At 52.0% G+C, this 7038-nt stretch carries 5 protein-coding genes, 1 tRNA gene and 1 rRNA gene; all 7 read right to left on the minus strand.

All coding sequences use genetic code 11. The features are described from left to right. Positions 1-176: 176 nt before the first annotated feature. Positions 177-265, minus strand: a tRNA-Ser gene (locus KI367_RS26295). Positions 266-339: 74 nt separating this feature from the next. Continuing rightward, a complete protein-coding gene (gene serS / locus KI367_RS26300) occupies positions 340-1626 on the minus strand; it encodes a serine--tRNA ligase (RefSeq protein WP_212953196.1) in 1287 nt (428 codons plus the stop codon). Positions 1627-1938: 312 nt separating this feature from the next. Further along, complete coding sequence (gene pdxT, locus KI367_RS26305) at positions 1939-2517, minus strand: pyridoxal 5'-phosphate synthase glutaminase subunit PdxT (protein WP_212953206.1); 579 nt, start codon at positions 2515-2517, stop codon at positions 1939-1941. Between the two features lie 19 nt (positions 2518-2536). Beyond that, positions 2537-3418: a pyridoxal 5'-phosphate synthase lyase subunit PdxS gene (pdxS, locus tag KI367_RS26310; protein WP_036714760.1), complete on the minus strand. Its 882-nt coding sequence runs from the start codon at positions 3416-3418 to the stop codon at positions 2537-2539. Positions 3419-3477: 59 nt separating this feature from the next. Further along, complete coding sequence (locus KI367_RS26315) at positions 3478-4857, minus strand: D-alanyl-D-alanine carboxypeptidase family protein (RefSeq protein ID WP_373316306.1); 1380 nt, start codon at positions 4855-4857, stop codon at positions 3478-3480. Between the two features lie 160 nt (positions 4858-5017). Continuing rightward, the gene (gene guaB / locus KI367_RS26320) at positions 5018-6475 is read right to left on the minus strand and encodes an IMP dehydrogenase (protein ID WP_212953203.1); all 1458 of its coding nucleotides are present in this window, start codon (positions 6473-6475) and stop codon (positions 5018-5020) included. A 456-nt stretch (positions 6476-6931) separates the two neighbouring features. Further along, positions 6932-7038 (minus strand): 5S ribosomal RNA (gene rrf / locus KI367_RS26325); the annotation flags it as partial.

Genomic DNA, 7038 nt, shown 5'->3' on the forward strand with positions numbered 1-7038 from the left:
ATTGAGCCTGAACATCTCAATTTTATCGGGATGGTCTTGTTGGTCAAACCCTCGTTCCCTCCACCCGCATAGCGGGTGGTTTTTTGTTTCGCACGCTTCGCGAGCTCAACTGGCTAAAGCCTAAAAATAAAAAAGAAGCCATTCCGTTTCGGATGACTTCTGTCGTTTACGATATCTGGCGGAGAGGATGGGATTCGAACCCATGTGGGCTTGCACCCTAACGGTTTTCAAGACCGCCCCGTTATGACCGCTTCGGTACCTCTCCAGATGGTATAAATATTAAAGGTTACGTTAGGCGTAACAAAAATATCATACCATAGTTTATTTTATTGTTCAAGCTTATTTCTGTTTAGGAGCGATCACTTTGACATTGCCCATGTAAGGCTGCAGAACGTCCGGAACGACCACGCTGCCGTCTTCTTGCTGATAGTTTTCCAAAATGGCCGCAACCGTCCGGCCGACCGCCAGCGCCGAACCGTTCAGCGTATGCACGAATTCAGGTTTGGCCTTCGGCTCCGGACGATACCGGATATTGGCCCGGCGCGCCTGGAAATCCTCCGTATTCGAGCAAGACGAGATTTCCCGGTACATGCCGCTCTCAGGCAGCCATACTTCAAGGTCATACGTTTTGGCGGCGGAAAAGCCCATATCCCCCGTGCTCAGCGCCATGACGCGGTATGGCAGCTTCAGAAGCTGCAGGACGTGTTCGGCGTCGGCCGTCATCTTTTCCAGCTCTTCATACGATTTCTCAGGGTCCACGATTTTAACCAGCTCTACCTTGTTAAATTGATGCTGGCGAATCAACCCGCGGGTATCCCGTCCTGCCGAACCGGCCTCCGAACGGAAACAGGAGCTGTAGGCCACAAAATGCTTCGGCAAATCCTCCACCGTCAAAATCTCGTCGCGGTAGTAGTTCGTTACAGGCACCTCGGCAGTAGGAATCAGGTAATATTCGGTGTCGCGGATCTTGAACAGATCCTCTTCGAACTTAGGAAGCTGCCCCGTCCCGCGCAAGCTGTCGCCGTTGACGATGTACGGAGGCAGCATTTCTTCATAACCGTGCTCTCCGCTGTGAAGATCCATCATAAAGTTGATTAATGCACGCTCCAGACGTGCTCCCAGCCCTTTGTAAAAGGTAAAGCGCGAGCCCGTTACTTTAGCCGCCGCTTCAAAGTCCAAAATATCAAGCCCCTGCGCGATGTCCCAGTGAGCCTTCGGCTCGAAATCGAACGTTCTCGGCTCGGACCAGCGGCGGATTTCGACGTTGTCCTCTTCGGAAGCGCCTACAGGAACGGACTCGTGCGGGATATTCGGGATCGCCATCATCAGTTCGGAGATAGAGGCTTCGAGTTCGCGGATCTCCTCGTCCATAGCTTTGATCCGATCCGACACCTCGCGCATCTCCAAAATCAGCTCTTCCGCGTCTTCCTTATTTTTTTTGCGCTTGGCCACTTCGCCCGACACGACGTTGCGGCGGTTTTTCAGCGCTTCGCTTTCCTGAAGCAATTCTCTGCGGCGCGTGTCCAGCTCGGGGAAACCAGCGATCAAATCGAGCGATTTGTTGCGGTTTTTCAGCGCTTGTTCGACTTTCGCAAAGTCGGTCCGCAATATTTTTACATCCAGCATTCCAAAATTCCTCCCAAAATGGTTACATGTATCCGGCCGGAATCCTCGAATCTACGTGAAGGAATTCCTCAGCGTACATCTTATGAAAACTTCTATTGGCTACGTTCCATGAGCCAAACCATATTTCTGCATGTTCAAAAAAATAACCCCGACCCTTGTGGGTATATCGCTCCAGCCCGCCAATCCCGGTTCGGCCGGAATCGGCAAGCTGAGCAATCCCCTTATCCAAAGCTTACCCTATTTGGAGGCTTTAGATATCATAAAAAGAGTCAAGGTGTCTGTCATGTTATATATCGGCACAAAAGCAGGGTTTTATGACGCTTGGCCGGCTTTTACCATATCCACGAAATATTGATGGAGCCGGTAATCGTCGGTCAGTTCCGGATGGAACGAAGACGCCAGCAAATGTCCCTGTCTTGCCGCCACGATCTCTCCGTTGTAAGAGGATAACACATCCACTTGGTCCCCTACGCTGCGGATGAGCGGGGCACGGATAAACACGGCCCGAACCGGCTCGTTAATGCCTTTGACGTCCAGATCGGTTTCAAAGCTCTCCCGTTGGCGTCCGAATGCGTTCCGGGCTACGGTGATATCCATGAGCTCCAAATGGGCTTCTTCCTGGCCTTCAATCGTTTTGGCGAGCACAATCAAACCTGCGCAGGTTCCGAAAATCGGTTTGCCAGCCGCGGAAAACTCGCGGATCGCATCGATAAAATCGTATTTGCGCATCAATTTGCCGATCGTTGTGCTTTCGCCGCCGGGAATGATCAGGCCTTGGATATCCTGCAGTTCTTCCTTTTTCTTAATGGCGACGCCTTCGGCGCCGGCCAGCTCAATGCTGCGAATATGCTCTGCTACGGCACCCTGCAGTGCCAGCACCCCGATTTTCATATGTCTCAAGCCTTCTCTCTTACCAGCCGCGGTCCGACATCCGTTCAGCCGGACTCAGCTTCGAAATCTCGATGCCTTTCATCGGAGTTCCCAGGTTCTTCGATACTTCGGCGATCAGTTTGTAGTCTTGGTAATGCGTTGTCGCTTCCACGATCGCGCGGGCGAATTTTTCAGGGTTGTCCGATTTGAAAATACCGGAGCCAACAAACACGCCGTCGGCGCCCAAATGCATCATCAGCGCAGCGTCAGCCGGCGTAGCCACGCCGCCCGCGGCGAAGTTGACCACCGGCAGCTTGCCGTTTTCATGCACGCCCAAAAGCAGATCGTAAGGCACGCCCAAGTTTTTCGCTTCTGCGTACAGCTCGTCCTTGGACATGCTTTGCACTTTGCGGATTTGGCTGTTGATCAAGCGCATATGGCGAACGGCTTCGACGATATTGCCCGTTCCCGGCTCGCCCTTCGTACGGATCATCGATGCGCCTTCGCCGATCCGGCGCAGCGCTTCGCCAAGGTCTTTGGCTCCGCACACGAAAGGAACGGTAAAGTCCCATTTATCGATATGGAATACTTCATCGGCAGGAGTCAACACTTCACTCTCGTCGAGGTAGTCGACGCCCAGGGATTCCAGCACTTTCGCTTCCACGTAATGACCGATGCGGGCTTTCGCCATGACCGGAATGGATACCACTTTCATTACTTCCTCGACGATCGTCGGATCGGCCATGCGGGCTACGCCGCCTGCTGCGCGAATATCGGACGGTACGCGCTCCAAAGCCATAACGGCCGTCGCACCCGCCGCTTCAGCGATTTTTGCCTGCTCGGCATTCATGACGTCCATGATGACGCCGCCTTTTTGCATTTCTGCCATGCCTCTTTTTACTCTCGAAGTCCCTGTTTCCATGTCCACGCCTCCCGAAATGTGTATCATCTCAATCTATAAGCTAATGCTTTTTGAATATCTTAAAAAAGATTTTTTATTCCGTCAAACAAATCGGCAAACATTTCTCCGATGGCCCGGAAGAACAAACGGAACCAGCTGCCCTTTTCGACATCCTCGGAGGTCACCAGGTTTACCGTCTTGGTCTGTGCCTGGTCCATGCCTTCGGCTTTGTACGTATACGTAATCGTTCCAACCTTGGTCCCTTTTTTGATCGGCGCTACCAGTTCGGCAGCATCGAGCTTCGTTTGGAACTTCACGCCTTTCGCGTCGCCGCCTTTCGGCACGACGAAGCTGACATCGCCGTCGCTGACGACCCCGACTTTAGTCTCTACGCCTTTTTTGACGGGAACGGTGTCCAATCCTTCGACTTTCGATTTTCCGGGTACGACCTGCTTGACTTCGAAGTTATCGAAACCAAAGTCCAAAACTTTTTTCGTCTCCGTGAACCGGTGAGCCTCGGAATCGGCCCCCATGACGACGCTGATCAATCGCATGCCGTTGCGTACGGCCGTGCCCGTAAAGCAGTTGCCCGCATTCTGGGTGTGCCCGGTTTTCAGGCCGTCCAAACCCGGATATGCATAAGCTTTGAAATTCGGGATGTTCTTATTCGCTTCCAGCATCCAGTTGTAGTTCACGATGGGTGCTTTATCGCGCTCCCGGAATTTGTACGATTGAATCGCCGTATATTTGGCGTAATCCGGATGGTCCTTCACGATGTGCATGGCGAGAATGGCCGCATCCTTCGCCGACATGACGTCTTCCTTGTCCGTCTCCGGCCGGAATTTGGCAGGCATGTCCTTTTTATCAAGGCCGGTCGCATTAATGAAATGCGCGGTTTTCATGCCCATTTGCTTGGCCGTTTCGTTCATCAGCTTCACGAATTCCTGTTCGGAACCGGCTACGCGTTCGGCCAGGGCCACCGTTGCGTCATTGGCTGAGCCTACAGCCATGGCGATATACAGTTCCTCAACCGTATGAACATCTCCCTGATTCAAAAAAATACGCGAACCGGTAGTTAATTTGGGATTTTCCCCTACCGTAACCTTATCCGTCCATTTCAGCTTCCCCTGCTTAACCTGTTCGGCAACGATATACTCGGTCATCATTTTGGTCATGCTTGCCGGCGGAAGCGGCTCGTCGGCATTCATCGACAAAAGCACCTGCCCCGTTGAAGCTTCGATCAAAATGGCGGATTTTAAATTCAGCTCCGGCTTCTGGATGCTTCCTGCTACCGTAGTCGTACTGTTCGTTGTAGCAGTCGTGCTTGTCTGCGCCTTCTCCGCAAACACCATGGTGGCCGGCAAAGCGGAAAGGCAAAGCATATTCAAAAGCATAACCGAGGCTATGCTCTTTTTAACGAGGTGACGTTTGTTCTTCTTATGGCCGGAACGGCCCGACAACTTCCATTTCTTACTCAATGAATTGTTAACTCCCCTCTTGCCCATTGAAATCTTACTTGTTCTATTCTATCACAGGGGATTAAGCAAAAAAAGACAGACAGGCCTAAATTCGGCCTGTCTGTACAAGAAGATGTTGGTTAAGTGCAAATCATCTTCGGTTTTATACGGAGTAGTTCGGAGCTTCTTTCGTGATTTGGACGTCATGCGGATGGCTTTCGCGGAGTCCTGCGCCGGTAATCCGTACGAATTGGGTGTCTTCGCGAAGTTCTTCGAGGTTTTTCGTTCCGCAGTATCCCATGCCGGAGCGAAGGCCGCCGATCAACTGATGGATCGTATCCTTCAGCGGGCCTTTGTACGCTACGCGTCCTTCGATGCCTTCCGGTACGAGCTTCTTATCGTCGTCCTGGAAGTAGCGGTCTTTGCTGCCCTGCTTCATGGCCGCCATGGAGCCCATGCCGCGGTATACCTTGTAGCGGCGTCCCTGATAAATTTCAGACTCGCCCGGGCTTTCTTCCGTGCCGGCAAACATGCTGCCCAGCATGACCGCATGGCCGCCTGCAGCCAACGCTTTCGTGATCTCGCCGGAATATTTGATGCCGCCGTCGGCGATGAGCGGAATGCCGTATTCGCGGGCGACTTTCGCGCAGTCGTAAATCGCAGTGATTTGCGGTACGCCGATACCGGCAATCACGCGCGTCGTACAAATGGAACCAGGTCCTATGCCAACCTTAACGACAGAGGCACCGGCTTCGATCAAGTCGCGTGTGGCTTCGCCGGTAGCGACGTTGCCTGCCACGATCGTAAGTTCAGGATACAAGCCGCGAAGTTTGCGGACAAAATCAAGGATATTGATGTGATGTCCGTGCGCGGAATCGACCACAATCATGTCGACGCCGGCTTTTACAAGCGCTTCGGCGCGGTCAAGGCCGTCCTTGGAAATACCGATCGCTGCGCCGACCAACAGGCGTCCTTGCGCATCCTTCGCCGCATTCGGGAATTGGATCGCTTTTTCGATATCCTTAATCGTAATAAGGCCCTTCAAAACGTTATTATCGTCAACCAAAGGAAGCTTCTCGATTTTGTGCTTCTGCAGGATGACCTCAGCCTCTTGCAGCGTTGTGCCGACCGGAGCCGTAACCAGGTTTTCCTTCGTCATCACTTCTTTGATGTGAATGCTGTAATCGTGTACGAAACGCAGGTCGCGGTTCGTCAAAATCCCCACCAGCTTATGCTGCTCGTCCACAATCGGCACGCCGGAAATGCGGAATTTCGCCATCACTTGCTCGGCATCGGAAACAAGGTGATCAGGTGTCAGGGAGAATGGATTCGTAATAACGCCGCTTTCGGAGCGTTTTACGCGGTCTACTTCTTCAGCCTGCTGCTCAACGGGCATGTTCTTATGGATAACGCCAATCCCGCCTTCTCTGGCGATCGCGATAGCCATGGCGGATTCGGTAACGGTATCCATACCGGCACTGATGAGCGGAATGTTGAGCTTCACATGCTTGCTTAATCTCGTGGACACGTCCACTTCCTTCGGCAGCACCTCAGACTTGCGCGGCACCAGCAACACATCATCAAAAGTAAATCCTTCTTTACTGAATTTGTCTTCCCACACCTTGGAACTTCCCCCTCATTGTCATGTATTGTATTCGTCAAAACCCTTATACTACAAGGCTTGAAAATCATTTTCTGAAAATATATTATTGCCATCTTAGCAAAGGCCCTGCGAAGCTGTCAAGGAATTGAGGATGGTAAAACAAACAGAAAATGCACTTGTCTAATACCCGAAAATACATGTCCACTGGTAAAAGACAACGATTCAAAAAAAGACATCTCTGGATGGGATGTCCAATATTTGCAGGCCAATGATCAAAACATATTCAAGTGCCGATCTTAATGCCATCAACTTTGCCTCGAAGCACCCGCCACATCTTAGCGTTGTTACAATAGGCTATTATTATGTGGCAAAACGCCCATTCATAATCCGCCGACCTTCTCGAGCTTCAAGAAATCGCCCAAACATGGATAAATAAAAAAACCACCGTCGATTGTTCATCAACAGTGGTCCTTCGCTTGGCAGCGTCCTACTCTCCCAGGACCCTTCGGTCCAAGTACCATCGGCGCTGGAGGGCTTAACGGTCGTGTTCGGGATGGGTACGCGTGGAACCCCTCCGCTAT

It is taken from the genome of Paenibacillus cookii (assembly GCF_018333375.1).
GTDB classification, from domain to species: Bacteria; Bacillota; Bacilli; order Paenibacillales; family Paenibacillaceae; genus Paenibacillus_AQ; species Paenibacillus_AQ cookii.